Raw genomic sequence first — 26,627 nt, 5'->3', positions numbered from 1 at the left:
GCGAGGAGGTGACCTCCGATGGCGAGGACGCAGGGTGCGAGGCCCCGAAGGGTGCGGCTGTGGCGGTGGCGGAGCAACCCGCTGCGCCGCCGCAGTGATCTGGCCGAGGCCTGGCTGGTGCTCGCCACACTCCTCCTCGCCCTGCTGCTCGGGGTGTTCTCCGGTCTGACGGCGGCCGCAGCCGTGGACGGGTCGCTCGCCGAGCGCCGGGAGCGGGCCACCCCCGTCCCGGCCGTACTGGCCGAGGACGCCGCCGGGCTGTCCGCGTCGGTGACGCAGGACGGGGACGGCGGCGTCTGGGCCAAGGTGCGGTGGACCGCCGCCGACGGCACCGGCCGCACGGGCCGGGCGGAGGTCGACCCGGGGAGCCCGGCGGGCACCGGGGTCACCGTGTGGACGGATCCCGCGGGCCGGCTGGTCCCCGCACCGCCCGACGGCGCGGAAGCCCGGTTCCAGAGCGTCATGGCCGGTGTCACGGTCGCGGTCGCCGCCGGGGGACTGGTCCTGCTCGGCGGATGGCTCGTCCGCGCCCGGCTGCAACTGCGGCGCATGGCCGAGTGGGAGGCCGAGTGGCGCCGGGTCGAGCCGTCGTGGCGCAAGCGGATGACGGGCTGAGACGGGGCGGCACGGCAAGCAGACACCTGTTGATCTGCTGAATTGCAAAATTTAGCAATTGGCTACATGCTGTTCTCGTCATGCAGTCACGCCGAAGTCGGGGAGCCGTGTCCGTACCGCTGCCGCAGGCCGGAGTCCGGTCCCGGATCACCTCGCTGCTGCCCACCCGCGCCGATGTGGACCAGGCGCGGCGCCATCCCCGCCGGGACCTGCTCGCCGGCCTGACCGTCGCGGTCGTCGCGCTGCCGCTCGCGCTCGGTTTCGGTGTCTCCTCCGGGCTCGGCGCCGAGGCGGGGCTGGCCACCGCCGTGGTCGGCGGGACCCTGGCGGCCGTGTTCGGCGGCTCCAGCCTCCAGGTGTCCGGGCCCACCGGGGCGATGACCGTGGTCCTGGTGCCCATCGTCGCCGACCACGGACCCGCGGGCGTGCTCACCGTCGGTCTGATGGCGGGCGTCGTCCTGGTCGCGCTGGCGCTGCTGCGAGCCGGGGGAAGCATGCGGTACGTGCCCGCGCCGGTGGTGGAGGGCTTCACCCTCGGCATCGCGTGCGTGATAGGGCTGCAGCAGATCCCGAACGCCCTCGGCGTACCCGTGCCCGAAGGGGAGCGGGTCCTGGTGGTGGCCTGGCGGGCGGGCCGGGAATTCGCCCGCGGACCCGACTGGACGGCCCCGGCGCTGGCGCTCGCCGTGGCGGCCGTGATGCTGCTCGGGGCGCGCTGGAAGCCGACCGTCCCCTTCTCCGTCCTGGCGGTGATCGCGGCCACCGTCGTGGCCCGGACGGCCGGCCTGGACGGGGCGCGTCCGATCGGCGACCTGCCCCCGGGCCTGCCCGCCCCCTCGCTCTCCTTCGTCGACACCGGCGCCCTGGGCAGCCTGCTCGCGCCCGCCCTGGCCGTGGCGGCGCTGGCCGCCCTGGAGTCGCTGCTGTCCGCCTCCGTCGCCGACGGCATGACCGTCGGACAGCGGCACGACCCCGACCGCGAACTGTTCGGCCAGGGCCTCGCCAACATCGCCGCCCCGCTGTTCGGCGGCGTCCCCGCGACCGGCGCCATCGCCCGCACCGCCGTCAACGTCCGCACCGGCGCGACCTCCCGGCTGGCCTCGCTCACGCACGCCGCCGTCCTCGCCGTGATCGTCCTCGCGGCCGCCCCGCTGGTGTCGCGGATCCCGCTCGCCGCCCTCGCCGGCGTGCTGCTGGCGACCGCCGTGCGCATGGTCGAGGTCGGCTCGCTGCGCGCGATGGCCCGGGCCACCCGCTCCGACGCGCTGATCCTCGTCCTGACCGCCGCCGCCACGCTCGTGCTCGACCTCGTCCAGGCGGTGATCATCGGCCTGGTCGTCGCCGGCGTTCTCGCGCTGGGCGCCGTCGCCCGGCAGGCCCGGCTCGCCCCGCTGCCGCTCGACCGGGGCGACCACACGGAGGAGGAGCACGAGCTGCTCGCCGAGCACATCGTCGCCTACCGCCTCGACGGCCCCCTGTTCTTCGCCGCCGCCCACCGCTTCCTGCTGGAGCTGACCGAACTCGCCGACGTACGCGTGGTCGTCCTGCGGATGTCCCATGTGAGCGTCGTCGACGCCACCGGGGCCCTGGTCCTCAAGGACGCGGTGACGAAACTGAGACGGCGCGGCATCGCCGTGCTGGCGTCCGGTGTCCGCCCGGAGCACCGCCGGGCCCTCACCTCCGTGGGTGTCCTGGAGCTGCTGCGGCACGAGGGCCGGGAGTACGCCACGACCCCCGAGGCGATCCGCGCCGCCCGCGACCACCTGGAACGCGACGGCGTCCTGCGGGCGGCGGGGCCCCCGGCCACGGTGCCCGCGCCCACCCGGGAGGCGCCGTGACGGCGTCCGCGCCGAACGCGCTGCCGTACCGCCATGTGCTCACCCTGCCCACCGGGCCCGGCGCCGTGCGCCTCGCCCGCGAAACGGCCGAGCAGGCCCTGGCGGAGTGGGGCATCGGCGGGCACCACCCGGCGGTGGGGCCGGCGCTGCTGATCCTGAGCGAACTGGTGACCAACAGCGTCCGGCACGCGGCCGAGGTCTCCCCGCAGACGACCGTGATCTACGCGGCGAGCGCCGAGTGCCTGGTGTTCGCCGTGCACGACAGCCACCCCCACCGGCCGCGGCTGTCCGGGCCGGACGGCGCCGGGACGGGCGGCCTGGCCACGGTCGTCGAACTGACCCACGGCCTGGGCGGCACCGCCGTGGTCCGGGGCGACGCCGACGGCCGGGGAAAGAGCGTCTGGATCACGCTCCCCCTGTGAGTTCACCGGCCCGCGGCCACCGGACGGCGGGGATGTACCGAGTTGCTAATGTCGGAAAGCGTCGAGGCGGACGCGGACGAACGGATGAGGCGATGGACGCGAGGACCGGCCGCCCGGGCCGTGCCGCCGCGCCGGGAACCGGAAAGGGGACGGCCCGATGACCACGCCGCTGTACCAGCTGAAGGCCGAGTTCTTCAAAACGCTGGGCCACCCCGCCCGCATCCGCGTGCTGGAACTGCTCAGCGAGCGCGAGCACGCGGTCGGGGAGATGCTTCCCGAGGTGGGCATCGAGCCGGCGCACCTCTCGCAGCAGCTGGCGGTGCTGCGACGGGCGAACCTGGTGGTCGGCCGCAAGGAGGGCTCGACCGTGTACTACTCGCTGACCAGCCCGCACGTGGCGGAGCTGCTGCGGGTGGCGCGCACCATCCTGTCCGGTGTGCTCGCGGGGCAGGCCGAACTGCTCGCCGACCTCCGGGCCGCCCAGGGTGGGCCGGAACCGCTGCCGTAGACGACCGCGGTCCCGGCCCGAAGGCCGGGACCGCGAGGGAAGTCGTACCAGGGAGGGAAGCCGTACCAGGACGGGACCGGTGCGGGGCACCGGCCGGACGGCGCCGCCCCGCCGCGGTCAGACCTCGCCGCGCCAGGCGCCCGTCTCCAGGCCGCGCCGCTCGATGAACTCCTTGAACCGCTTCAGGTCACCGCTGACCTGGCGCTTGACGAAGCCGAGCCTGTCACCCGCCTTCTCGGCCACCCCCTGCGGGTCGAAGTCCATCTGCAGCATCACCTTGGTGGTGGTGTCCCGCACCCGGTGGAAGGTGACGACGCCGGCCTGCCTCGCCTCGCCGTCGACCGTGGTCCAGGCGACGCGTTCGTCCGGGATCTGCTCGGTGATCTCGGCGTCGAACTCCCGTTCCACACCCCCGACCTTGGTCACCCAGTGGGTCAGTGTGTCGCCGCGCTGCTCGATGCGTTCGACGCCGCCCATGAACTCCGGGAAGCTCTCGAACTGGGTCCACTGGTTGTAGGCGGTACGGACGGGGACGTCGACCTCGATCGATTCCTCTACCTGCGACATGCTTCGGCTACCTCGCTTTCCGTCGGGGAACGGAAAGCGGGTACCTGATTCCGCGCCGGCCAGTCATGGTGATTCCGTCGCGCCGGCCGGCCGAGGGGTCACGCCTCCTCGCGGCGGCAGTGCAGGAAGAGCTGGGGTTCCGGCCGGGCGTCGGGATGGGTCGGGGTGAACATCACGCTCTCCTGCGCCTCCACCGTCAGGCCCGCCTCACGCACGAGGGCGACGACGTCCTCGGCCGCGAAACTGGTGACGCGCACGTCCTGCCCCATGAAGACGCCGTCGAACTCCTCGACGTCCAGCGGTACGGTGGCCAGCGCGAACAGGCCGCCCGGCCGCAGCGCCCGCGCCAGCCGGCGCACCAGCTCCGACTGCTCCGCCCGGGGCATCTGCAGCAGCGCGAAGTACACGCAGACCGCGTCGAACGAGCCGTCCTCCAGGGGCGTCCGGCGGATGTCGGCGCACCGGAACTCGGCCCCGGGCACCTGCCGGGAGGCGATCTCCACCATCACCGGGGACACGTCGACGCCCAGCACCCGGTGACCGGCACCGGCGAGTGCGGCGGCCGTGGGACGGCCCGTCCCGCTGCCCACGTCCAGCACCCTGCTGCCGGGCGCCAGCAGTCCGAGCAGCCGGTCCAGCGACGCCCGGTGCGCCGACGAGGAGGCGAACGCCTTCTCGTACTCACCGCCCAGGGCGTCGAACACCGCCGCAGCCGGTGACCCGTGATCCTCGTCGACCAAGACGCACCCCGTCTCCGCGTACCCGATGCGGGGCATCGTGCCATTTCCGTCCCGTCGTCACAACGGGACACCACCCGTGGCGGCTTGCGGGCACGCGGACCGGCACGGCAGGGTCGGGGTGTGCCGACTCTGCTGATCGTCCACCACACGCCCTCGCCCCACTGCCAGGCGATGTTCGAGGCCGTCCTCTCCGGTGCCGGCGCCGAGGAGATCGAGGGCGTCCGGGTGGTGCGGCGGGCGGCGCTGTCCGCCACCGCCGCCGATGTCCTGGACGCCGACGGCTACCTCCTCGGCACCCCGGCGAACCTCGGCTACATGTCGGGGGCGCTCAAGCACTTCTTCGACCAGGTCTACTACCCGTGCCTGGACACCACCCGGGGCCGGCCCTTCGGGTACTACGTGCACGGCGGGAACGACGTCACGGGCGCGGTGCGGGGCATCGAGTCGATCACGACGGGCCTCGGCTGGCGCCGCGCGGCCGACGGCGTGACCGTCACCGGCGAGCCGGACAGGGCCGCCGTCGAGCGGTGCTGGGAGCTGGGCGCCGCGGTCGCCGCGGGCCTGATGGACTGAGACCGGGCGGCCCGCGCCGTCAGGTCCCGTCGTCCATGCGCCGTCGGTCCTGCTCGTCCCAGGCGCGGGTGTCGCGCGGCTGCGTGTACGGCTCCGCCTCCGGCGGATGACCCCCGGCGATGGCCCGCTGCCGGGCGACCTCCGCGTCGAACTCCAGCCCCAGCAGAATGGCCAGATTGGTGATCCACAGCCAGATCAGGAACACGATGACGCCCGCCATCGTGCCGTACGTCTTGTTGTACGACCCGAAGTTGGCGACGTAGAGGGCGAACCCGGCGGAGGCGATCAGCCAGATCACCAGCGCCAGGAAACTGCCCGGAGTGATCCACCGGAACCCCCTGACCTTGGCGTTCGGAGCCGCCCAGTACAGCAGTGCGATCATGATGACGACCAGGACGACCAGCACCGGCCACTTGGCGATCGACCACGCGGTCAGCGCGGTGTCGCCCAGACCGAGCAGGTCACCCGCCTGACGGGCCAGCCCGCCGGTGAAGACCACGATCAGCGCACTGATCACGGCCATCACCATCAGCGCGACCGTCACCCCGAGCCGTACCGGCAGCACCTTCCACACCGGGCGCCCCTCGGGCATGTCGTAGACCGCGTTCGCCGAGCGCATGAACGCCGCCACGTAGCCCGACGCCGACCAGATGGCCAGCACCAGACCGGCGATCGCCACGATCGACCCGATGCCCGCGTTGCCCTGCAGCTGCTGTACCGCCCGGGTGATGATGTCGCGGGCCGCGCCGGGGGCGGTGAGCTCCTGGAGGTTCTCCAGCACCTTGTCGGTGGTGGACCTGCCGGTGAGGCCCAGGATCGACACCAGGGCCAGCAGCGCCGGGAACAGCGCCAGCACGCCGTAGTACGTCAGGGCGGCGGCCCGGTCGGTGAGTTCGTCGTCCTTGAACTCGCGCAGACTGCCCTTGAACGCCGCGCCCCACGCCCCCTTCGGCAGCTTGCCCGGCGTGTCCGGTGCCGCCCGCTCCACCTCGTCGCTGGGCCCGGGCTCGTCCGCCGCCGCGTCGTTTCCGTGACCCGGACGGGGCTCGTCCGTCACGTTCTCGTCGGCCTGCCGGCCGTTCCGCCCCGGGATATGCAGCTTCATGCTCTCCCGGGTAACCAGGGACCGGAGGACTAAGCCGGGGACCTCGGTCCCGACCTGGCCCGAAAGGGGTTGTGGGAGCGCTCCCAAGGATGCAGGATGCCAGGCGTGACCGAGTCCCCCAGGATCCGCCCGTACCGCCGCGAGGACCGGCCGGCCCTCGACGACATCTGTGTCCGCACCGCGCACAACGGCCAGGACAGCCGCCCCCACTACACCGATCCCGGTGTCTTCCCCGACACCTTCGCGGCGCCCTACGTCCATCTGGAGCCGGAACTGGCCTTCGTGCTGGACGACGGCCGGGGCCGGGCGGTCGGCTACATCGTCGGCACCGCCGACACCGCCCGCTTCGCCAGGGCCTTCCGCGCCGCGTGGCTGCCCCTGGTCGCCGACCGCCACCCCGAGCCGTCCGGACCGCCGGCCACCCCGGACGAGACGATCGCCCGGCTCCTGCACCACCCCGAGCGGATGATCGTCCCGGAGCTGGCCGCCTGGCCGGCCCACCTGCACATCGACCTGCTGCCCGACTGGCAGGGGCGCGGCTACGGCCGGCAGTTGACGCGGACCTTCCTCGAGGCTCTGCGGGACGGGGGAGTGCCGGCTGTCCACCTCGTCATGGCGACGGCCAACAAGCCCGCGCGGGCCTTCTACGACCGCATGGGCTTCGAGGAGATCGACGTGCCGATGGACGACTCGGTGGTCTGCCTCGGCCGTACGACGCACGGCCTCGACGGGCTCTGACGGGCCCGAGCCCGCCTCCGTCGAACGCGTCGAACGCGCCACGGCCGACGCGGAAGTGGCGCAAATGCGCATTGCCGCTCCGCTTCAAGGGGCGCAGCCTGTGCACTGGGAGCGCTCCCATGGTGGCCGTGGGGGCGTGTGCCCGCATCCCCACAACCCCCACAGCGGAAAGAAGGAACCCATGACTTGGCATGGTCATGATGCATTATCGTTCCGGTCCCGTCTGTCGCTCCTCCTGAGCGTCGTCACCGCCGCGCTGCTCTGTCTGATCCCCTGGAGCGGCACCGCCGTCGCCCACGGCTCGGTGGTCGACCCCGCGTCCCGCAACTACGGCTGCTGGCAGCGCTGGGGGAGCGACTTCCAGAACCCGGCGATGGCCCAGCAGGACCCGATGTGCTGGCAGGCGTGGCAGGACAACCCCAACGCCATGTGGAACTGGAACGGCCTCTACCGCAACGGCTCCGCCGGCAACTTCCAGGCCGTCGTCCCCGACGGTCAGCTGTGCAGCGGCGGGCACACCGAGGGCGGACGCTACAACTCCCTGGACACGGTGGGCGCCTGGAAGACGACGGACGTCGACGACAACTTCACCGTCCAGCTGCACGACCAGGCCAGCCACGGCGCGGACTACTTCCTCGTCTACGTCACCCGGCAGGGCTTCGACCCCGCCACCCAGCAGCTGGGCTGGGACGACCTCCAGCTGGTGGCCCGCACCGGCGCGTACGCGCCCAGCCAGAACTACTCGATCCCGGTGAGCACCTCCGGCCTCGGTGGCCGCCACGTCGTCTACACGATCTGGCAGGCCTCGCACATGGACCAGACGTACTTCCTGTGCAGTGACGTGAACTTCGGCTGAGACACCGGCACCTCGCCACTCCCGTCCCCGAGTCCCCGCCGTACCGCGTGAGTCCGGTGGGGACCCGGTGCGTGGGGGACCGGAGTTCTCTGAGATTCCGCGAAGAAACCGTGAGTCCTTTGAACACGCTGTGGCCCGCCTACGTATGGGGCGTGGGAATCCCCCGCCCACCCCCGCAACGGAAGCGTAGGAGTACCGTCTTGGCACGCAACACACGCAGACGCCCCAAACAGCGCGCGACGCTCGCCGCCTTCGCCCTGATCCTGGGCGGAGGCGGGATGATGGCGGCCAACGTCTACGCTTCCGCGACGGAGGAGGGCGCGCCGGGCGACGGCCAGGTCCTCTCGGGCGCCACGATCGACTGCCCGGACGTGGCCACCGAGCTGACCGCGGTGCCGCAGGAGGCGCGGGCGGAGGTCGACAAGGAACTCGCCTCGCTGGACGCGCAGATCGCCGATGCCTACAAGCGGCTCGGGGAGTCGGCCGAGGCTCTCCGCCAGGACCCGGCCTTCGCGGACAACGCGATCGCCAAGCCGCTCGAGGAGAAGCGTTCCGCGACCCTCGCTCGCATCGGGACCGCCATCGACCGGGTCGGCGACCGGCCCGAGGGCCTCGAGGAACTCGCCGCCTGTGCCGTGCGCGAGTCCGGCAACGCCGCGCAGCCGGACACCGGGCAGCCGGACGCCGGGCAGGAGGGTGCCGGCAACGAGGGTGCCGGCAACGAAGGCGGGCAGCCGGGCGACGGAGGCGACGGCCAGGACCAGCAGGGTCAGGACCAGGGCGGAAACGGCGGCCAGGCCGGCAACGGGCCCGTCGCCGGCGACTACGTCGACATCGAGAGCGTCCAGCCCAACGTCACCGAACCGAAGCAGACGGGGAACGCCTCCCGCGGCACCTTCGTCAGCGAGTGCGGCGTCAACGAGAACGGCCTGTTCAACTCGGACAACGTGATCGCCGCCCCGGGTGTCGGCAACGGCGCCCACCACTTCCACGACTACATCGGCAACCAGGCCACCAACGCCTTCTCCAGCGACGAGGAACTGGCGCAGGCGGACACCAGCTGCGCGGACCAGGGCGACAAGTCGTCGTACTACTGGCCCGTGCTGCGGCTGCAGAACGGGACCCAGGAGCAGGACGCCGCATCCCCGGGCGGCGGCATCGAGGGCAACGCCGGTGAGATCGTCACGCCCAAGGAGGTCACGCTGACCTTCGAGGGCAATCCGCAGGGCGAGGTCACCGCGATGCCGCGGCTGCTGCGCATCATCACCGGTGATGCCAAGTCGTTCGTCAACGGCCCCGCCAACGCCAACGCCTCCTGGAGCTGCACCGGTTTCGAGGACCGGCAGCTGACGGACAAGTACCCGCTGTGCCCGCAGGGCAGTGACGTGGTGCGCAGCTTCGACTTCCAGAGCTGCTGGGACGGCCGCAACATCGACAGCGCCAACCACCGTACGCACATGGCGTTCGCGGACGAGGCCGGCAACTGCCCGTCCGGCTTCAAGCCGGTGCCGCAGCTGGTGCAGCGCATCGTGTACGACGTCGACGCGCCGAGCCTCGACGACGGTGGCAGGACGACACCGCTGTTCGCGGTGGACTCCTTCCCGGAGCAGCTGCACAAGCCGATCACGGACCACGGCGACTTCATCAACGTCTTCGACGAGGACCTGATGAACGAGGTCGTCGACTGCATCAACGAGGGCCGTACCTGCGGTGCCGGCGGCGACGGCGGCGGCAACGGCGGTGGTGACCCGAGCGAGGAGCCCCAGCAGCCGGAGGAGCCCCAGCAGCCGGAGGAGCCCACGGCCACGCCCGACGACCCGGGCCAGGGCGGCGACGGCAACGGCGGCGGCAACCAGGACAACGGCGGCGGCAAGCCCGGGGACGACGGAAACCAGGGCGACGACGGACAGGAGCAGCCGTCGGAGACCCCGGCCGCCGAGGAGCCCGCGGAGGGCGACGGCACCGCCCGGCCCGAGCAGCCCGATGTCAAGGCTTCCCTCCCGGCCGAGGACACCGCCGCCGGGAACCAGAACGGCGACAAGGGCGGCAAGGACGACGGCGGCCAGGCGGCCCAGGCCGCCGAGGTGCCCGGCAGCCTCCCCGAACTCGGGAGCGAGGACGGGACCGAGGCACAGGCCGAGACCGGCAGCCTCGCCGAGACCGGGACCCAGCTCTGGCCCGCCGCGCTGGGCGGAGTGCTGGTGGTCTTCGGATTCTTCGTCCTGCGGAGCGTGCGGCGCGGGGCCTGACCCCACGCGGCACGTGAACGGCGGCAGGACCCGTCACGGGTCCTGCCGCCTCGCGTCTTTCTCCCCTCCGCGTCGACGTGCGGCATGACCCCGTCCAGCCGTCGCGGTGTCCACCAGGCGTGCCGCCCCAGCAGGGTCGTCACGGCCGGCACCAGCAGCAGCCGTACGACCTGGAGGTCGTGCCGCTGGAGGACCTCGATCCCCTTCTGCGACCGGGAGTCGCAGAGCGTGAAGTCGTCCGAGTAGGTCCCGCCGACGGCACGGCTGACGATCTGCAGCGCCACCAGGGCGACGAGCCGGGCGACGATCACGATCACGAAGTGCCGTGCGCACCACTCGCCCAGCCGCCGCAGCACACCCGCCCCGGGTTTCCTCCCCACCCCCGCCGTGCCGCGTCCGGAAGGCATGGGCGTGCTCTCCTCTGCCCGGCCGGGTGGTTCCCGGCTCTTCCTCCCACTGGAGACTTCGGTGATCATCCCGGCATCCCGGCCCGGGGCCGGCTCACCGGTTCGGGGTCTCGGCGAGGACGTCCGTTCCGCCGCCCGGGGAGGTACCGGCCCGCTCGGGCAGGACACGGGACCGGCGCAGGCGTACGGGCACACCCAGCGCGCTGGATCCCAGGGCGACCCCGGCGCCGACCAGGGCACTGCCCACCGCCTGGGCCGCACCGTAGGAACCGGTGCCGACGAGCGGCGCGGTGCACGCGGCGGCCACCGGGATCAGCCCGGAGAACAGGGTGGCCCGCTCGGCGCCGATCCGCTGCATGCCCATGTACCAGCACACGAAGCCGATGACGGTGACCACCGCCGCCTGCCACAGCAGCGCCGCCGCCTCGACCCCGTCGGGGCGGCGCAGCCAGCCGGACCCGTCGAGCAGCAGCCCGGCCGCCGCCGACTCGACCGCGGCGACGCCGCACACCGTGGCGGACAGCAGACGGGGGCCCAGGGGCCGCAGCACGGGCACGGCCAGTACGGCGAACCCGACCTCCCCGACCAGCGCGCACAGCGAGAAGGCGAGGCCCGCCCCGTCCGTACGCCCCCAGCCCTGCACGGTGAAGGCGCCGACGGCCACCGCCGACGCCCCGTACAGCACCGCCCGTTGCGGCCGGCGGCCGTCCAGCAGGGGGACGAGGACACCGACCACCACGGGCGCGCAGCCCACGAAGACGCCGGGCACCGCCGGTTCCGCGGTCCGCTCCGCGGCCAGGACGGCCAGGTTGAACCCGACCATGCCGACCGCGGCGAGGAGCGCGAGACGGGCCCACGGACGGGGTGGGAGCGACCGCAGCTTCGCGGCGGCGCCCCGGCCGGCCAGGGGGATCAGCAGCAGACAGGCCAGGGCGTACCGCAGGAACTGACCACCCGCGTACGGGTAGTCGCCGAGGACGCTGTTGGCGGTGAAGGAGCCTCCGACGAGGACACAGGCGAGCGCGGCGAGCAGGGCCCCGCGCGTGGTGACGGCGTTCATGGCACCGACGCTAGAAAGGACGGCGGCCCGCCAAGAGGTCCACTTCCACCCCGTCATCGGGGACCAATCCGGCCGGCGGGCCACTCCTGCGGGGAAGCTGTTCCTCTCCTTCTCCGGGGACCGCCGCCCGGCTTCCCCGCTGTCCCGAGGTCGAGTCCGGGGACGACCGGCACCGGGTCCGCGCCGGACTTCGCCCGTACCCGCACAGGGGGGACGCCGGCCGCCGCGCGGGGCCGGCCCGGGCACCCTCGCCCGGCTTCGGCACGAGTGGCGGGGCCGGACCGTCCGCCCCGTGCCGCCGGCGAGGACGCCGGCGGGGGAGAGGGAGCTGCTGCGCGTGCGAGGAGCCGGTCGGTACCGGCCGAGGTCGGCCGCGACGGAAACCATGCTTCCGGTCACCGGTGTGTGACACTTGGCGCCAAGGCCGTGAGAGGGGAGTCACCGTGGACAAGGGGACGGTTCGCACGCACGAGGACACGGGCACGGACGCGGCGGCGACCGCGCGTCACGCCCGCTTCGGACACCTCCCGGAGCCGGTCCGGGCGGAGGACATGGTCGAGGAACGCCCGGCCGTCGCGCCGGACCCGGCCCGCAACGCCTACGACCCGGACGAGTGGCTGGTGCGCTACTGCCTGTGAGACCGCCGCGGAGGCGTGCGGGTCCGCCGCCACGTCCTCGTGCGGGGGAATGTGCCCACGGCGCGCGTCAGGCGTGGTGTGCGGGGTAGGAGCGCCGTACGCCTCCGCCGGTACGGGAGGCGTGCACGTACCCCTGGCGGGCGGCCGGCCCTCCCGTCACCGGACCGGAGGACACCATGTCCGGGATCGACGAGCCGCTCCTGAGCCGCGGATCGCTGGACGACGCCCTGGGGGCGGCGCTGGCCGACACGGTGCGCGGCACCGGTGCCTCGGTCGGGGCGCTCTACCTGTCCGAGGGGGCGTCCGGTTTCCTGCGCCTGGTGTGGCTGTGCGGCCTGCCGGCCGAGTTCTTCGCGCCGTGGCAGCGGCTGGCCCCGACCAGTCCGCTGCCCGTCGCCGACGCCGTCCGCGGCGACCGGCTCGTCTGGATCGGCGGCCACGACGAGATGGCCCGCCACTATCCGCGCGCCGCCGCCGTCCTGCCCTACCCGTTCGCCCTGGCCGCGCTGCCGGTGACCGGGATGCGGCGTCCCTGGGGCGGCCTGGTGCTGATGTGGCCCGCCGACCGGCCGGGACGGCTCACGGTCCGCGAGCGGCACAACCTCGTCACCGGCGCCCGCCGCTTCGCGCGGATCCTGGACGACTCCGACCAGCCTCCCACCCTGTCCGACCGGACGCGGATCGTCCCGCCGAACGCCGTGACCCGGCCCGCGCAGACCGACCTGGCCGCCTCCGACTACGTGGAACGCCTGCCCGAGGGCGCCGTCTCCCTCGACCTGGAGGGACGGATCACCTTCCTCAGCACCGCCGCCGCCCGGCTGCTCGGCCGGGGCGCGGAACGGCTCCTCGGCACCCGCCCGTGGGAGGCCCTGCGCTGGCTGGACGACCCGGTCTACGAGGACCACTACCGCACCGCCCTGGTCAGCCGCTCGCCCGTCGCCTTCACCGCCTGCCGCCCGCCCGGCCAGTGGCTGGTCTTCGAGCTCTACCCCGACACCAGCGGCATCAGCGTCCGGGTCGCCCCGCGCGCCGGGCACCCCGCGGACGACCCGGCACCCGTCACCGCGCGGCGCCCCGCACCGGCACCCACCGGACGCCTCTACCAACTGGTCCACCTGGCCGCCGCGCTCACCGAGACGGTCACCGTGCGGGACCTCGTCGACCTGATCGTCCACCAGATCCTGCCCGCCTTCCAGGCCCAGGGACTGGTGCTGTCCGCCGCCGACGCCGGCCGGCTGACGATCACCGGCCACCACGGCTACGACCCCGACGTCGTGGAACGCCTGGACGCCCTGAGCCTGGACACCGATCTCACCCCCGCCGGTGACGCCCTGGCCGCCGGCACCCCCGCCTTCTTCGCCGACCGGGCCGAGATCGCCGTCCGCTACCCCAAGGCGCCCCTGCTCAGCGACAAGGCGGCCTGGGCCTTCCTGCCGCTGGTCATCTCCGGCCGGCCGGTGGGCTGCTGCGTCCTGTCGTACGACCGTCCGCACACCTTCTCCGCCGACGAGCGCGCCGTTCTGACCTCCCTGGCCGGACTGATCGCCCAGGCCCTGGACCGCGCCCGCCTGTACGACACCCAGCACCGCCTGGTCGACGAACTGCAGCGGGCCCTGCTGCCCCGCGCGCTGCCCGCCCTTCCCGGCCTCGACGTCGCCGCCCGCTATCTGCCCGCCGGACACGGCCTCGAGGTCGGCGGCGACTTCTACGACGTCCTGCGCCTCGACGACACGACCGCCGCCGCCGTCATCGGGGACGTCGAGGGTCACAGCGTCACCGCCGCCGCGTTCACGGGCCGGGTCCGCACCGCCCTCCACGCCCACGCCACCGCCGGAGCGGCGCCCGACGAGGTGCTCGCCTGCACCAACCGCCTGCTGTCGGACCTGGACTCCGAACTGCTGGTGTCCTGCCTCTACGCCCACATCGACCTGGCCCGCCACCGGGTGAGCCTGTCCAGCGCGGGCCATGTGCCGCCGCTGCTGCGGCACGCGCCCGGCCGGGCCGAGGTGCTGGACGTCGAGCCGGGACCGCTGCTCGGCATCGACCTCGGCGCCCGCTACCCGGTCACCACCGTCGCCCTGCCCCCCGGCGCCGTCCTCGCCCTCTACACGGACGGCCTGGTGGAGGCCCCCGGCACCGACGCCACCCGGACCACCCGGGGCCTCGCCGCGTACCTGGCCGACGCCCACGACACCGACCCGCACCACCTCGCCGACCGCCTGCTGCACCCGGCCCGCCGTCAGGTGCAGCAGGCCGACGACATCACCGTCCTGCTGTTGCGCGCCACCCGCACACCGCCCGTCTGACGACCGGCGGCCGGGCGGCGGTCAGCGGGCGGGGCGCCAGTCGTACGCCGTCAGCAGCAGCGCCACGTCGTCCGGGCGGTCCTCGGTCCGGCGGGCCGTCCTGATCAGCCGGTCGGCGAGTTCCTCGACCGAGTCGGTGCGGCTGCGGGACAGACAGCGGCGGACCGCCTCGATCCCCGTCCCGATGTCACCGCCGGGCGTTTCGACGAGCCCGTCCGTGTACAGCGCGAGGACACTGCCGGGGGCCAGGGTGAGTGCCGTGACCGGGTAGACGGCCTCCGGCTGCACCCCGAGCAGCACGCCCCCGGGCAGGTCCAGGCTCTCCGTGTGCCCGTCGGCGTGGCGCAGCAGGGGCGGGGGATGACCCGCCCGGACGGCCAGGGCGCGGCCGGTGGCCGGATCGAGCTCGACGTAGCAGCAGGTGGCGAAGAGGTCCGTCTCCAGATCGGCCAGCAGCCGGTTGGTGTGGGTGATGACCTCCTGGGGCGGCCGGCCGCTGGCGGCGAAGGCGTGCACCGCGCTGCGCAGCTGCCCCATGACGGCGGCGGCCCCGACGCTGTGCCCCTCGACGTCGCCGATGACCAGCGCCACCCCCCGCTCGGTCCTGATCACGTCGTACCAGTCGCCCCCGATGGCCATGCCCTGGGTGCCGGGCAGGTAGCGGCCGGTGGTGAGCATCCGGTCGATGGCGGGCAGCCGGTGCGGCAGCAGTCCCTCCTGCAGCCCCCGCGCGACGGCGGACTCCGCGTCGTAGAGCCGGGCCCGCTCCATCGCCTGCGCGGTCAGACCGCCCAGCGCGGTCAGCGCGGTGCGCTCCTCGGGGGTGAACCGGTGCGGTGCGGTCCAGCCGAGGATGCAGGAGCCGATCGGATGTCCGGAGGCGATCAGCGGCAGGAACGCCCAGGCGCCCATCGAGTCCAGGAGGAGCTGGGGATAGGCGTTGACCAGCGCTTCCGGCGACTCGAAGAACAGCGGGAGCCGGGTGGTGAGGGCGTGCACACCGGGCAGGTTCGCGTTGAGCGGGACACCTTCGAAACTGTCGAGGAAATGCTCCGGATAACCGGACTCCCACAGCAGGTACATCCGGTTGTCACGGATCGTGTACAGGGCGATCTCCTGCGCGCCGAACGCGGGCAGCAACTGCTCGGCGACGGCCAGGCAGACGTCCTTCACGGTGACGGCCTCGGTCAGCACACTGGCCATCTGCACGACGTGGTAGAGGGCTCCCGCGCGGGCCGTCGCGACCAGCTCCGGCGCCGCCGGGGCCTCCCCGCCGGCCGGGGCCAGGGGCTGTCCCGGCTCGGCTCCGGCGGGAGCGCCGGTGCGGAACACGCGGCCGGTCAGCCCGTGCACCCCGGGATAGAGCACGAACCCCAGCCAGACGCCGTCCGGGTCGTGCACCAGGTACGACACCGGCTCCTGCGACAGCATCGCCGCCCGGTAGCGGTCCTCGTAGGCCGGGTCGTGCAGCCAGGTGAGCACGTCCCAGGGGTAGTGGCCGAGCAGGTGTTCCAGGTCGTAGCCCAGCAGGTCCTGGCAGCGGTGGTTGGCGTAGACGATCCGGCCGTCCTGGTCCAGGGAGAACAGCCCGTCGGGCAGCCGCTCGGCGGCCTCCGCCGCGGTGACCCCGCCGGCCGTGTCGACGAGGGCGCCCACCAGGAGTCGGGCGTCTCCCTCCGTCCGTACGACGTGCCCCCACAGTTCGACCGGCCGGTAGCGGATCCGCTCGCCGTCCTCGGCCTCGTCCAGCACTCTGAAGTACCGGCCCCTGACCTGTCCGGTGTCCGTCGCCTCCCGTCGGCCCGCCCGTAGTTCGTACAGGTCGTCGGGGCTCACCCGGTCCTCGACCTCCGCCATGGTGCCGCCGAACTCCCCCCGGGCGACACCCAGCAGGGACAGCGCGTCGTCGTCCCCGGACCACCGGTCGCTGTCCAGGTCCCACTCGACCATGCCGACCGACACGGCCCGGACGGGCGGTGTCGGCAGCCGCACGCTGACCGGCTGGTCGTCGTAGTCGATGCCGTACGCCACGGCCTCCGCGCCCTCCCTGCCGGGTACCTGGCGGGTGAACCCGGTGAGGCGCTCCTCCATGTCCCGGCCCGCGTCGTGCAGCGCCGCCCGCACCGTCTGCTCGTCCATCGGCTCCCGGGCGGCCGACCGGAGTACGCACAGGACGCCCACGGGCTCGCCGCCGACGTGCACCGGGTGGAAGGCGGAGCCGAACGAGTACGGCAGTGCGGCGGTGAACTGCGGGAAGCGCAGCATCATGGCCCGCTCGTCCGGCAGCCACAGGCTCTCGCTCCTGCGGTACGCCTCGGACATGGGCAGCGCGCCGCCCACGGGCACCCGCCACCAGAGCATCAGCAGCGACCGCGGGACGCCGGCCACCACGCACAGCACCAGTGAACGCCGGTCCCGCGAGCGCAGGTACACCAGCCCGCCGTATCCGCCGATGTCCTGGACCGCCGCCACCACGGGCTCCGCGAGCGCGTCCTCGATCCGGGCCGCCGGATGCACGGTCCGGAGTTCTTCCGCGCCCGGGTCCTCCCCGGTGCCGGGGCCGGCCACGCCCGCGGGCCGCTGCCCGCGCGGTGCGGCGGCTGCATCATCCATGTCGCGCCCTCCTGGTGCGGACGCACGGGACATTCGTTCGCTCCCCATCAGCATGTGCCATGCCGGACGGTCCGGCGCGGCGGAGCCGCAACCTTCGGGGCATCCCGGTCGTCTCACCCGATACCAGAAGGATGCGAGCCCAGGGGGCTGAAAATGCTTCGAAAGAGAACAATCTGCGCGACTCTCGTGCTGGTGGGCGCCACGCTGACCACAGCGGCCGTCCCGGCCGTCGCCACCCCGGCGACGGTGGCCCGGGCCACGGCCTGCCCGACCGGCTGGGGCAGCCTGCCCAAGTCCGGCCCGGACAGCACGACCACACCGGTACGGGACATCAGGACCGGGCGGCACACCTGCTACGACCGTATGGTCGTCGACCTGCCCGGCGCCGCGCACAGCGGCCTCGGCTACTCCGTCCAGTACGTCGACCGCCTCCACCAGGACGGATCGGGCCGGCCCGTCCCCGTCTCCGGCGGCGCCGTCCTCGAGGTGCGGGTGGCCGCGCCCTCGTACGCCCCCGAGACCGGCGAGCCCACCTATCCCGCGCGCGCCGGGCACACCCTGCCGGGCGTGGACCTCACCGGGTACCGCACGTTCAGGGACGCGCGGTTCGCCGGCAGCTTCGAGGGCGAGACCCAGATCGGCCTCGGTGTACGGGCGCGGCTGCCGTTCCGGGTACTGCGGCTCGACGGCCACCTCGTGATCGACGTCGCCCACGACTGGACCGGCGGCCGCTGAGCGACCGCCGCCGGGCGGTCACTGCTTCAGGACACCCGTCTCGCAGACCTGGCGCGCCACCTCGCGCAGTTTGGTGTTGGTGCGCTGGGACCGGGTGCGCAGGATGTCGAAGGCCTGGTCCTCCGTCACCTGGTGGCGGCCCATCAGGATGCCCATCGCCTCGCCGATCAGATGCCGCGTGGCGATGGCGTCCTGCAGCTGGGCGTCGGTCTTGGCGGTGGAGAAGGCGACCGCCGCGTGGGAGGCCAGCAGCCAGCCGGCCGTCTCGCTGTCCTCGGTGAACATGCCCGGCTTGTGGGAGTACATGTTGAGGGCCCCCAGTTCCTCCTCCCGGGTGTACAGCAGGAAGCCCATCATGCTGCCCACCCCGAGCTCCCGGCAGCGCGGCACGAAGGACGTCCAGCGTTCGGGGTCCGCGGTGAAGTCGGGGATGCGGAAGACGCGTTCGGCCCGGTCGGGCCGGGCGGCGTCGAAGCAGGGCCCTTCGCGCAGGCGTCCCTGGAGACGGTCGCTGTCGATCACGAGCTGCGTGGTCGGTGCCAGCGAACTCACCCGGTCGCCCCGCAGGACGAGGATCCCGGAGGCGTCGCAGCCGTCGACGAGTTCCACCGCTTTGCGCGTGATCTGCTCCAGGGTCGAGTCGAGGGTGTGCTCGGCCAGGAGATCACGCGCCATGGAGGCCAGCTGCTGAGCGAAGTACCGCCAGTCCACCGTCCGCCTCCCTGGTTGCCGCAGTCAGCACACACCGCCTCTACCCCGCGCCGATGTGCGGCACGCCGGTGAACGGCCCGATCCGGGGCAGACGGCGTAAGTGATCTTCGGGAGCCCCGTGGGCCCCGGGCGCACGTCCTGCCGGCCGCGAGAGAGGAACCACCAGGGTGACCATGCCCCAGCGCCGTACGCGTCCGAGGTACCGCGGGCGGCGCTTCGACCTGCGGGCGACGGCCATGTTCTTCGGCCTGCTCGCCACGGCCCTGATCGTCGCCGGCTTCGCGGTGCGCGCGCTGGCCGGAGTCGCGCAGCGGCGCCCGGTGTGGATCGTCGTCCTGCTGTGTGTGGTCGTCGCGATCCTGCTGGCCCACGGACGCGGACGGCGGCGGCCGTCCGCGGCGAGGATCGCCCGCCGGGCGGGTGAGGCCCTGGAAGAGGCCACGTCGACGGCGCTCGACGCCCTGGACGACCCCGCCCCGCCCCCGCTCCGGCCCGTGATCCCCGCACCGGCCGGATCGTACGACGACGTCCTCCCCACGGTCGTCGCGCCCGTCGCCCCGGGCATCGACCACGACGCCCTGAGCCCCGAGGAGTTCGAGGCGGCGATAGCGGACCTGTGCGTGCGGGACGGCTGTGCGCGGGTGGAGGTCGTCGGGGGAGCGGGGGACCTGGGCGCCGACGTGACGGCCCTGACCCCCGACGGCCGCCGCCTCGTCGTCCAGTGCAAGCGCTACGGCGACGACAACAAGGTGGGCTCGCAGGACCTCCAGCGCTTCGGCGGCACCTGCTTCACCGTCCACGAGGCGGATGTCGCCCTCGTCGTCACCACCAGTGACTTCACCGCGCCGGCCGTCGAGTACGCCGAGCAGTGCGGCATCGTGTGCGTGAACCGCGACGCCCTGCTCGCCTGGAGCGAGGGACGGGCACCGGAACCCTGGGCGGTGGGCGCGGACGAGGTGTAGGCCCGGTTGTCAGTGCCGGATGCCATCCTGCCGGTATGGACGAACTGGAGTTCATGCGCGGCAGGGTCTACGGGGCGGACCACGACGATCCGGGCCCGCGTGACGGGCGGTCGTACGTGGAGCTGGCCGGCGGCCCGCTGGACGGTCTGCTGCTGGACGTCACCGGCCGCAGCGAGACGGAACTGAGGCACGGTGTCGGCCTGCCCACCGAGCTGGGCCGCTACGGCGCGGGCGGCCGCGCGGTGTACGTGCCCCGTGACACCGGTGCCCGGGTGTACGACTGGCGCGGCGACGTTCCCTAGCCGTCCGGCCGGGTACGGGGTCTTCGGGGGCGTGAGGAGAGGGAGCGAGCCATGGGACTGCTGACGGAAGGCAACTCGGTGCTGCGCGACCGGATCGGTCACGCGATCTTCTCCCGGGTCGCCGGCCCGGACGGCCCGGACAACCGCGCACGCATCCACGGCACGCCCGGCCCACGCTGGTTCGGCCCCGACCGGCCGGTCAGGAGGGTGCACGGGGACGCGTCGATGTTCATCGGCGGACTGTCGGCCCTGCTGCTGCAGTCGCTCCACCCGCTGGCCATGGCCGCCGTCGCCGGGCACTCCGGGTTCCGCGGCGACCCCTGGGGGCGCCTGCAGCGGACCAGCACGTTCCTCGCCGTCACCACGTACGGCACCGCCGACAGCGCCCGGCAGGCCGTCGACCGGGTCCGGGCCGTCCACGAGACGGTGCGGGGCACCACCGCCGACGGCGAGGAGTACCGGGCGTCCGACCCCCGTCTGCTCTGCTGGGTGCACATCGCCGAGGTGGACATGTTCCTGCGCGCCCACCAGCGTTACGGCGCCCGTCCCCTGGACGGCGAGGGCTGCGACGCGTACGTCGCCGACATGGCGCGCATCGCCACCGCGCTCGGCGTGCTTGACCCGCCGGCCGACCGCGCCGGACTCGCCGAGCGGCTGGCCGCCTACCGCGCCGAGCTGCGGGCCACCCCCGAGGCACGCGGTACCGCCCGCTTCCTGCTGCTCAACCCGCCCGTCCCGCTGCTCGCCCGGCTGCCGTACGGCGTCCTCGCCGCCAACGCCGTCTCCCTGCTGCCCGGCTGGGCCTCCCGCGCCCTGTGGCTGCCCCGCATACCCCCGGCCGAGGACGTGTGCGTACGCCCCCTCGGCACCGCCGTCACCACGGCCATCCGCTGGGCCCTGGCACCCACCCGCGACACGACGGCCTGACACCGTACCGGCCGCGGGCAGCCGTACCGCCGGGGCGGCACGGGCGGGCCGGGGGCATCCCCTCCGGAGGAGGCGCCCCGCAAGCGCCGGACCCTCGCCGGTTGACCCCGGTCAGAAGGGGCACTCAGTGCTGACTGACGTCACGCGCGGACACGGGAGGTCGAAGTGGCGGTTCGCCATCATCTGATCAGGACGAGCCCGCAGTCCGTCTGGGCCGTCCTGGAGGACGGCACCCGGTACGCGGATTGGGTGGTGGGCACCTCCTCGTCGAAACCGGTGCGCGGACACTGGCCGCAGCTCGGCTCGGCGATCGGCTTCGAGGTGCGCCTCGGACCCCTGAGCCTGTCCAACGAGACCGTCGTCCGGCGCTGTGTGCCGGGCGAGGCGCTGGAGCTCGAGGCCAAGGCCGGCCCCCTCGGCACCGCCCGCATCGCCGTCGAACTGCGGCCCTGGGGCGACCACTGCCTGGTCATCGTGGACGAGCACCCCCTGCGGGGGGTGGGCGGCACGATGCACAACGTGGCCGTGGAGGCCCTGATCCAGATCCGTCACCGCGCCATGCTCGCCAGGCTGGCCAGGATCTGTGAGGCCGACGCGGCCGAGGCGGAGCGGCACCGTTCCCTCGGCCAGGTGGTGCCGCCGAACCCCGACGGGGGAGACGCCCGTGCCTGACGCCGTGGTGATCGGGGCCGGCCCCAACGGACTGGTCGCGGCCAACCTGCTCGCCGACGCCGGCTGGAGCGTCGAGGTGCTGGAGGAGCAGCCGGAGCCCGGCGGAGCCGTGCGCCACGACCGGGGCGCCGATCCCGAGTTCGTCAGCGACCTCTGCAGCTCCTTCTACCCGCTCGCCGCCGCCTCCCCGATCGTCTCCGGACTGGGCCTGGAGCGTCACGGACTGCGCTGGAGCCACGCCCCGCACGTGGTCGCGCATCCCCTGGGCGACGGCCGGTGCGCGGTTCTCGACCGCAGTGTCGACGTCACCGCCGACTCGCTGGAGGCCTTCGCGCCGGGCGACGGGGCCGCCTGGCGCCGCCTGCACGACATGTGGGAGCGCCTCCGGCCGGATCTCCTGGACGCCTTGTTCACTCCCTTCCCGCCCGTCCGTTCCGGGATCCGGCTGGCCGTCAAGCTGCGCGGCACGGGCGGGCTGCGCATGGCGCGCACCCTGGTCCTGCCGGTGCGCCGGATGGCGGAGGAGGAGTTCCGGGGCGAGGGCGGAGGGCTGCTGCTGGCCGGGAACGCGCTCCACGCCGACCTGGCACCGGAGGCCGCGGGCAGCGGCGGCTTCGGCTGGCTGATGTCGATGCTCGGACAGACGTACGGCTTTCCCGTGCCGGCCGGCGGCGCCGGAGCCCTCACCGAGGCACTGACGCGTCGGCTTCGGGCGCGCGGCGGGATGCTGCGCTGCGGCAGGCGTGTCGACCGGATCCTCGTACGCGACGGCCGGGCGACCGGGGTGCGCACGGCCGACGGCGAGACGTTCGCGGCCGGCCGTGCCGTCCTCGCGGACGTGGCGGTACCCGCCCTTTACCGCGAACTCCTCGGCCCCGAGGACGTTCCCGCCCAGCTGCTGTCCGACCTGCGGCGCTTCCAGTGGGACTTCGCCACCTTCAAGGTCGACTGGGCGCTGGACGGCCCGGTGCCCTGGAGTTGCGAACAGGCCGCGGGCGCCGGCACCGTCCACCTCGCGGACGGCATCGACGAGCTCACCCGCTTCGCCGCCCAGCTCGCCACCGGCAGCGTCCCGGACCGCCCCTTCTGTCTGTTCGGCCAGATGACGACCGCCGACCCCTCCCGCTCCCCGCAGGGCACCGAGTCCGCGTGGGCCTACACCCATGTGCCCCACGACGTCGCCGGCGACGCGGGCGGGGACTCGCTCACCGGTGCCTGGGACGCCAGGGAACAGGAACTCATGGCCGACCGCGTGGAGCGCCAGGTGGAACGCTTCGCGCCCGGCTTCCGGGCCACGATCCGGGCTCGGCGCGTCCTCGCCCCGCCCACCCTCCAGTCCCTCGACCGGAACCTGCACGGCGGCGCCATCAACGGCGGTACCGCGGCCATGCACCAGCAGCTGGTCTTCCGCCCGGCCCCCGGCACCGGACGGCCCGAGACCCCCGTCAAGGGCCTCTACCTGGCGTCCGCCGGCGCCCATCCGGGCGGCGGCGTGCACGGCGCGCCGGGCGCCAACGCGGCACGCGCCGCGCTGCGGCGGTCCTTCGCGGCGGGCCTGACCGGGGCGCAGCGGCTGCTGGCCCGACGCGACCGCACCGGCCGCCGGCAACCCGACAGGGGCGGGAACGGCGGTGGATGACCGGTGCGCACGACCCCATCGACCACGACCGACGGAGGCGGGACGATGACCCGACACGACGAAGGCCCCGACCTCGCCCACCGGCGCCCCGAAGGCGTCGGCGACGAGACGGTGGAGGCGCTCGGCTCGCTGTCGAAGGCGCTGGAGACGACCGAACGGGCCCGGGGCCACCTCTACAGCTTCCACCAGCTCACCGGCACCGCCGACCTCGAACTCGACCGGGCGGTCGAACTGCTGCACAAGGCCGGGCACCCGGACTGGGCGGAGACGGTGCGGACCCAGGTGCTGGGCCGCAACGTGATCCCCGGGCACTGGACGTTCCAGGTCGTCGAGGCCTACGACACCACCTACTACCAGGCGTTCAAGGAGATCGAACAGGCCGCCGTCGAGGAACTGGCCGAGGGCCGGGACCACCTCTACGAGGCCGAGATGAAGGAAGCCCGCCGGACCGCCGGCCACCCCGACCACACCGCCCGCCCCGACGCAGGCCGGCCGCCCGGCGAAGGGGACGGCCGATGAGCGCCGGCCCGCTGCGTGGCCGTACCGTCGTGGTCACGGGCGCCGCACGCGGGGTCGGCGCCGCCCTGGCCCGCGACCTCGCCCGGCGCGGCGCCGGCGTCGCACTGCTCGGTCACGAGAAGGCCGGGCTGGAAGCGGTGGCGGAGAGCCTGCCCACGCGGGCATGGGTGGGCGAGCTCGACGTCACCGACGAGGCCGCGCTGGAGCGGGCCGCCGAACGGGTCAGGACACACCTCGGCGCCCCCTCCGCCGTGGTGGCCAACGCCGGTGTCGCGGAGGGCGGCCCGTTCGTCACCTCGGACCCGGCCCTGTGGCGCCGCGTGATCGACGTCAACCTGACGGGCAGCGCGGCCACGGCCCGCGCCTTCCTGCCGGATCTGCTGGCGACGAAGGGCTACTACCTCCAGGTCGCCTCGCTGGCCTCGATCGGCGCCGCCCCGATGATGAGCGCCTACTGCGCCTCCAAGGCGGGCGTGGAGGCCTTCGCCCACTCCCTGCGCGCCGAAGTGGCGCACCACGGTGTCGCCGTCGGCATCGGCTACCTGAACTGGACCGACACCGACATGATCCGTGACGCGGACCGCCATCCCGTGTTGCGGGAGCTGCGCGGCCACATGCCGCCGCCGGCCCGGCGCCTGTACCCGGCGGACCAGGTCGCCGCCCGGCTCGCAGCGGCGGTGGAGCACCGCAGCACGGCCGTCTACGTGCCAGGCTGGCTGCGTCTGGCACAGGCGACGCGTGCCGCACTGCCCCCGGTCGTGCTGCGGGTGGCCCGCCGGGAACTGGCCCGGCTGGAGGCCGAGGACCCCTTGCGGCACACCGGGCTCCTCGGCGCCGGCGGCGAGGCCGACCGGGCCGCGTCCCGCACGCGTCCCTGACCGGGCCGGCCGCTCAGCCCGGGAGACGCCCCGTGGAACGCAACGACCAGCGACGCTCCGCGTAGGCCAGGTCGTCGCGCCACAGCCGCCCGGCGGCGGCCCGTACGAGCGGACGCAGCAGCGGTGCCGCACCGCGCGCCAGGGCGAAACCCGGACGGCCGGACGCCGCCACCACCGCCTCGACGACCGCCGTACGAGGCCGCCCCCGGTCATCGGGCCCCAGGGGGGTGGCGTGCGACTCGACGACGGAACCCGCTCCCTCGCCCCCGGTGATGCGCATGAGGACCGTGCGCGGCTCGGGCGCGGTGAACACCGCCCGCACCGGCACCACCAGCCGTCCCGCCACCTTGAAGGACACGTCCACGGTGAAGCCGTCCTCGTTCCCGTCCGGCGCGCCGACCACGGTGAGGTCGACGAACGAGTAGGGATGGAACCAGGCCCCGTGCCAGGGGTCCAGACGGTTGGCCACGACGTCCTCGGGTTCGCAGACCCCCACGCCGGTGTACACCGCCGTCAGGGCGCGCGCCGGGGACGGCCGCCGCGGCACCACCGGCGTGTCCAGCGGCGGTTCGCCGCCCACCGCGTCCAGCCGGACCCACAGCAGGACACCGTCGTCGTACGCCGGGAACGGCTCCCAGCCCGCGAAGGACCCGCCGTCCAGGGCGAGTCCGTGCCAGTGGCACACCAGCGTGCCGCAGTGCACGGGACTGTCCCGCAGCGGAGCGCCCAGATGCGGGCAGATCCCGGGCCCGGCGACCGGACGGCCGGCCGTGTCCCGCCACAGCACCACCTCCTGCCCCGCCACGGTCCGCGCCAGCGGACGGTCACCGCCCACGTCGCGGGAGGCGCCGACGACGTACCAGTTGCCGGACGGACGCGCCTGCGCCCGCTTCAGCGCCCCGGCGATGACGGCGGGCCGGGCCTCGCGCCAGGTGGGACGCTGCCGTTCCCACGGCACCGCGCGCCGGCGCAGGGACAGCGGCAGGCGCCGGCGCCCGCTCCCGGATCCGGTGCTCATGCGACCTCCTCGGGAACCGGCGGGCACGGGACGAGCGGACGGACGTGCGGGTGCCGGCCGCCGCCGCGGGCCCGCAGCCGGGCGGCGGTCACCCGGGCGAGCCCGTCGGCGGCGACCACGGCACGCTGCCGACGGGGGACCACCGCCCGCCGGTGCAGCACCGACCAGCCGTCCCGCGCCACGGCGTCCAGGATCCCGCCGTACAGCACGAACGCCGCACGGACGCACGGCCGGGACACCGGTTCCAGCATCGCGAGCCCCGGTGCGGCCTCCCGGTACACGCCCCGGGCCAGCGCCTCGAACTCCCTCAGCGCGGCAGTGACACGCCGGTCGCGGCGGCCGGTGTCCCGGCTCCACCGCAGCAGCGCCCGGTGGGCGCCGTGCGCGGTGAGCAGGTCCGCGGGCAGGTACACCCGCCCCCGGTCGAGGTCCTCGCCCACGTCCCGCAGGAAGTTGGTCAGCTGGAAAGCGATCCCGAGGGCCGCGGCGTGCGGCGCGGCAGCCTCGCGCGAGGTGACCGTGCCGAGCACCGGAAGCATCTGCAGCCCGATGACCGCCGCCGAGCCGTGCATGTACCGGCGCAGGGCCGCGTAGTCGGCGTAGTCGGTGACCACCAGGTCGGCACGCATGGCGGTCATGAAGTCGGCGAAGTGCCCGTGGTCGATGCCGTACCGGCGTGCGGCGTCGGCGACCGCCCGCACCACGGGTTCGGTGCTGTCGCCGTCCCGCAGGCCCTTGTCCAGTTGCCGCTGGAGCGCGGACAGTTCGGCGTCACGGCGTGCGGTGCCCGCTCCGGTGCCGAGCGCGTCGACGATGTCGTCGGCCCAGCGGGCGAAGCCGTACAGGGCGTGCACGGCGGGGCGCCGTTCGACGGGCAGCAGCCGGGTGGCGAGGAAGTACGTCCTGCCGTGCCGGGCGTTGAGCCCCCGGCAGTGGTGGTAGGCCTCGCGCAGCGCCGGATCGGTGACGCCGGCCGCGTCGAGTTCACGGTCGGTCATACGGAGGCCTCCTGCGTGGGGGTGAAGGGGA

General features: G+C 73.9%; 26 protein-coding genes and 1 pseudogene. 18 read left to right on the top strand and 9 right to left on the bottom strand.

Going from position 1 to position 26,627, the window contains the following annotated elements:
• The first annotated feature begins 18 nt into the window (after positions 1-18).
• From ACH4VX_RS30470 to ACH4VX_RS30455, 4 genes are all read left to right on the top strand, one after another.
• Positions 19-615, top strand: a complete 597-nt coding sequence (locus ACH4VX_RS30470) for a hypothetical protein (RefSeq protein WP_398371884.1) — start codon at positions 19-21, stop codon at positions 613-615.
• Positions 616-695: 80 nt separating this feature from the next.
• Positions 696-2,453: a SulP family inorganic anion transporter gene (locus ACH4VX_RS30465; protein ID WP_398371883.1), complete on the top strand. Its 1,758-nt coding sequence runs from the start codon at positions 696-698 to the stop codon at positions 2,451-2,453.
• Positions 2,450-2,875: an ATP-binding protein gene (locus ACH4VX_RS30460; protein ID WP_398371882.1), complete on the top strand. Its 426-nt coding sequence runs from the start codon at positions 2,450-2,452 to the stop codon at positions 2,873-2,875. Before ACH4VX_RS30465 ends, ACH4VX_RS30460 begins: the two co-directional genes overlap by 4 nt.
• A gap of 157 nt (positions 2,876-3,032) precedes the next feature.
• Positions 3,033-3,383, top strand: coding sequence for an ArsR/SmtB family transcription factor (locus tag ACH4VX_RS30455; RefSeq protein WP_398371880.1), 351 nt, complete (start codon positions 3,033-3,035; stop codon positions 3,381-3,383).
• 117 nt (positions 3,384-3,500) lie between these two features.
• Here the strand turns inward: ACH4VX_RS30455 and ACH4VX_RS30450 are convergent, their stop codons facing one another.
• Positions 3,501-3,950 (bottom strand): SRPBCC family protein, encoded by a 450-nt coding sequence (locus ACH4VX_RS30450; protein WP_398371878.1) that lies wholly within the window; start codon positions 3,948-3,950, stop codon positions 3,501-3,503.
• A 98-nt stretch (positions 3,951-4,048) separates the two neighbouring features.
• Positions 4,049-4,726: a class I SAM-dependent methyltransferase gene (locus tag ACH4VX_RS30445; RefSeq protein ID WP_398371876.1), complete on the bottom strand. Its 678-nt coding sequence runs from the start codon at positions 4,724-4,726 to the stop codon at positions 4,049-4,051.
• Positions 4,727-4,810: 84 nt separating this feature from the next.
• Between ACH4VX_RS30445 and ACH4VX_RS30440 the strand changes: the two genes are divergently transcribed.
• Positions 4,811-5,263: a flavodoxin family protein gene (locus tag ACH4VX_RS30440; protein WP_398371874.1), complete on the top strand. Its 453-nt coding sequence runs from the start codon at positions 4,811-4,813 to the stop codon at positions 5,261-5,263.
• A gap of 19 nt (positions 5,264-5,282) precedes the next feature.
• Here ACH4VX_RS30440 and ACH4VX_RS30435 read toward each other — a convergent pair whose 3' ends face one another.
• Positions 5,283-6,368, bottom strand: a complete 1,086-nt coding sequence (locus tag ACH4VX_RS30435; protein WP_398371873.1) for a YihY/virulence factor BrkB family protein — start codon at positions 6,366-6,368, stop codon at positions 5,283-5,285.
• Between the two features lie 105 nt (positions 6,369-6,473).
• Between ACH4VX_RS30435 and ACH4VX_RS30430 the strand changes: the two genes are divergently transcribed.
• From ACH4VX_RS30430 to ACH4VX_RS30420, 3 genes are all read left to right on the top strand, one after another.
• Positions 6,474-7,106: a GNAT family N-acetyltransferase gene (locus ACH4VX_RS30430; RefSeq protein WP_398371872.1), complete on the top strand. Its 633-nt coding sequence runs from the start codon at positions 6,474-6,476 to the stop codon at positions 7,104-7,106.
• Positions 7,107-7,287: 181 nt separating this feature from the next.
• Complete coding sequence (locus tag ACH4VX_RS30425; protein ID WP_398371871.1) at positions 7,288-7,962, top strand: lytic polysaccharide monooxygenase; 675 nt, start codon at positions 7,288-7,290, stop codon at positions 7,960-7,962.
• A 278-nt stretch (positions 7,963-8,240) separates the two neighbouring features.
• Entirely contained in the window at positions 8,241-10,211 is a 1,971-nt protein-coding gene (locus tag ACH4VX_RS30420; protein WP_398371955.1) for a DUF1996 domain-containing protein, read from the top strand.
• Between the two features lie 170 nt (positions 10,212-10,381).
• On the opposite strand, the pseudogene ACH4VX_RS30415 reads toward ACH4VX_RS30420, so the two are convergent.
• Positions 10,382-10,618: pseudogene (locus tag ACH4VX_RS30415) on the bottom strand (MMPL family transporter); the annotation flags it as partial.
• 94 nt (positions 10,619-10,712) lie between these two features.
• Positions 10,713-11,678: a DMT family transporter gene (locus ACH4VX_RS30410; protein ID WP_398371870.1), complete on the bottom strand. Its 966-nt coding sequence runs from the start codon at positions 11,676-11,678 to the stop codon at positions 10,713-10,715.
• Positions 11,679-12,121: 443 nt separating this feature from the next.
• Here ACH4VX_RS30410 and ACH4VX_RS30405 point away from each other — a divergent pair, with 443 nt between their 5' ends.
• Both ACH4VX_RS30405 and ACH4VX_RS30400 read left to right on the top strand, forming a co-directional pair.
• On the top strand, positions 12,122-12,316 hold the full coding sequence (locus ACH4VX_RS30405) for a hypothetical protein (RefSeq protein ID WP_398371869.1): 195 nt from the start codon (positions 12,122-12,124) through the stop codon (positions 12,314-12,316).
• 176 nt (positions 12,317-12,492) lie between these two features.
• Positions 12,493-14,622: a SpoIIE family protein phosphatase gene (locus ACH4VX_RS30400; RefSeq protein WP_398371868.1), complete on the top strand. Its 2,130-nt coding sequence runs from the start codon at positions 12,493-12,495 to the stop codon at positions 14,620-14,622.
• Between the two features lie 21 nt (positions 14,623-14,643).
• Here the strand turns inward: ACH4VX_RS30400 and ACH4VX_RS30395 are convergent, their stop codons facing one another.
• Positions 14,644-17,235, bottom strand: a complete 2,592-nt coding sequence (locus tag ACH4VX_RS30395; protein ID WP_398371867.1) for a SpoIIE family protein phosphatase — start codon at positions 17,233-17,235, stop codon at positions 14,644-14,646.
• A gap of 153 nt (positions 17,236-17,388) precedes the next feature.
• Here ACH4VX_RS30395 and ACH4VX_RS30390 point away from each other — a divergent pair, with 153 nt between their 5' ends.
• On the top strand, positions 17,389-17,970 hold the full coding sequence (locus ACH4VX_RS30390) for a hypothetical protein (RefSeq protein ID WP_398371866.1): 582 nt from the start codon (positions 17,389-17,391) through the stop codon (positions 17,968-17,970).
• An 18-nt stretch (positions 17,971-17,988) separates the two neighbouring features.
• Here the strand turns inward: ACH4VX_RS30390 and ACH4VX_RS30385 are convergent, their stop codons facing one another.
• Entirely contained in the window at positions 17,989-18,681 is a 693-nt protein-coding gene (locus ACH4VX_RS30385; protein ID WP_398371865.1) for a GAF and ANTAR domain-containing protein, read from the bottom strand.
• Between the two features lie 167 nt (positions 18,682-18,848).
• Here ACH4VX_RS30385 and ACH4VX_RS30380 point away from each other — a divergent pair, with 167 nt between their 5' ends.
• The 7 genes from ACH4VX_RS30380 to ACH4VX_RS30350 all read left to right on the top strand — a co-directional run bounded on the left by ACH4VX_RS30380 (position 18,849) and on the right by ACH4VX_RS30350 (position 24,580).
• Positions 18,849-19,643 (top strand): restriction endonuclease, encoded by a 795-nt coding sequence (locus ACH4VX_RS30380; protein WP_398371864.1) that lies wholly within the window; start codon positions 18,849-18,851, stop codon positions 19,641-19,643.
• Positions 19,644-19,678: 35 nt separating this feature from the next.
• Positions 19,679-19,945 carry a hypothetical protein gene (locus ACH4VX_RS30375; protein ID WP_398371863.1) on the top strand — a complete coding sequence of 89 codons (267 nt, stop codon included), beginning with the start codon at positions 19,679-19,681 and terminating at the stop codon, positions 19,943-19,945.
• 51 nt (positions 19,946-19,996) lie between these two features.
• Positions 19,997-20,872: an oxygenase MpaB family protein gene (locus ACH4VX_RS30370; protein WP_398371862.1), complete on the top strand. Its 876-nt coding sequence runs from the start codon at positions 19,997-19,999 to the stop codon at positions 20,870-20,872.
• A gap of 165 nt (positions 20,873-21,037) precedes the next feature.
• Positions 21,038-21,544: an SRPBCC family protein gene (locus tag ACH4VX_RS30365; protein ID WP_398371861.1), complete on the top strand. Its 507-nt coding sequence runs from the start codon at positions 21,038-21,040 to the stop codon at positions 21,542-21,544.
• Positions 21,537-23,183 carry a phytoene desaturase family protein gene (locus ACH4VX_RS30360; RefSeq protein WP_398371860.1) on the top strand — a complete coding sequence of 549 codons (1,647 nt, stop codon included), beginning with the start codon at positions 21,537-21,539 and terminating at the stop codon, positions 23,181-23,183. The genes ACH4VX_RS30365 and ACH4VX_RS30360 overlap by 8 nt, the downstream gene beginning before the upstream one ends.
• A gap of 45 nt (positions 23,184-23,228) precedes the next feature.
• Positions 23,229-23,702 carry a hypothetical protein gene (locus ACH4VX_RS30355; RefSeq protein ID WP_398371859.1) on the top strand — a complete coding sequence of 158 codons (474 nt, stop codon included), beginning with the start codon at positions 23,229-23,231 and terminating at the stop codon, positions 23,700-23,702.
• Positions 23,699-24,580, top strand: a complete 882-nt coding sequence (locus tag ACH4VX_RS30350) for an SDR family oxidoreductase (protein WP_398371857.1) — start codon at positions 23,699-23,701, stop codon at positions 24,578-24,580. Before ACH4VX_RS30355 ends, ACH4VX_RS30350 begins: the two co-directional genes overlap by 4 nt.
• 13 nt (positions 24,581-24,593) lie before the next feature.
• Here ACH4VX_RS30350 and ACH4VX_RS30345 read toward each other — a convergent pair whose 3' ends face one another.
• Positions 24,594-25,598 (bottom strand): DUF5914 domain-containing protein, encoded by a 1,005-nt coding sequence (locus ACH4VX_RS30345; protein WP_398371855.1) that lies wholly within the window; start codon positions 25,596-25,598, stop codon positions 24,594-24,596.
• A complete protein-coding gene (locus ACH4VX_RS30340) occupies positions 25,595-26,596 on the bottom strand; it encodes a phytoene/squalene synthase family protein (RefSeq protein WP_398371853.1) in 1,002 nt (333 codons plus the stop codon). The genes ACH4VX_RS30345 and ACH4VX_RS30340 overlap by 4 nt, the downstream gene beginning before the upstream one ends.
• Positions 26,597-26,627 lie beyond the last annotated feature (31 nt).

It is taken from the genome of Streptomyces sp. NPDC020731, assembly GCF_044334705.1.
In the GTDB taxonomy this organism is placed as follows: Bacteria; Actinomycetota; Actinomycetes; order Streptomycetales; family Streptomycetaceae; genus Streptomyces.
This window is presented reverse-complemented; position numbering and strand designations above follow the sequence as displayed.